The organism is Acinetobacter stercoris (genome assembly GCF_900323515.1).
GTDB classification, from domain to species: domain Bacteria; phylum Pseudomonadota; class Gammaproteobacteria; order Pseudomonadales; family Moraxellaceae; genus Acinetobacter; species Acinetobacter stercoris.
Map to the genome: position 1 here is coordinate 1 of NZ_OOGT01000430.1, position 849 is coordinate 849.

Consider the following 849-nt stretch of genomic DNA (forward strand, 5'->3'; position numbering starts at 1 on the left):
ATAATATTTTTTCGCTTCAATAATCTTTGACTGATCATTCAATGCATCACCTAAATTCAAATATGTAACAACACGGTTTGGCTCACAAGCAATAACTTTTTTTAATATTTTTTCCGAATTAATAGAGTATTTTCTCTGTTGTAAATAAAAGCCTATATCATTAATTTCCTGTATATTATTCAAAATATCCGAACATTTTAAGTTATCAACCAAATTACTAAATGCTCGTTGGTTAGGATTATTATTATTTTTTGCATCATATAAATTATCTACTATTATTTCTTTTATTTGTTTATCGTATTTTTTTTGACTCAACTTTGATCTTAAAAAACTACCATAAACTACGTTTAAGCCACATTGCCCAAACATTTCATCATTATCAAAAGTTATGTATTGATCATTAACCATAGCTTTGACATTTTGTATATCATCATTACTACTTATATCAGTTTCATAATGCAATGCTTTCCCATTAATAATATTATTTTTTCGATTACCTGCAAAAAGCAAATCACAATCTCCTGATATAGCTTGCCCCTTTCTTGCATCACCTGCTAATTTCAACCAGATATAATCTTCTTTTACTTCATTCCCATGACTATACAATATATAAGAGTTTTCTATATTATAAAAAACTACTTTACTAGAATTAAAATCTGCCCACCCTTTATTAACAGTTATTATTAATAGCACTGCAATAAATAAAAAACTATTTTTCATTTTCTAACTCCTTAAGTGCTTTTGCTTTTTCACTTATAAATCTCGCTGCCACACCATCTTGAACTTTTTTGCTATTTTTCCTGAAATATACTAACTTTCCTTCAGCATTTCTTCTCCCACGTTTATTAT

The 849-nt window shown here is 27.3% G+C and carries 1 pseudogene; it reads right to left on the reverse strand.

The annotated features are described in order from the left end of the window. A pseudogene (locus tag KPC_RS20065) lies at nucleotides 1-720 on the reverse strand (hypothetical protein); the annotation flags it as partial. Between the last annotated feature and the right edge of the window lie 129 nt (nucleotides 721-849).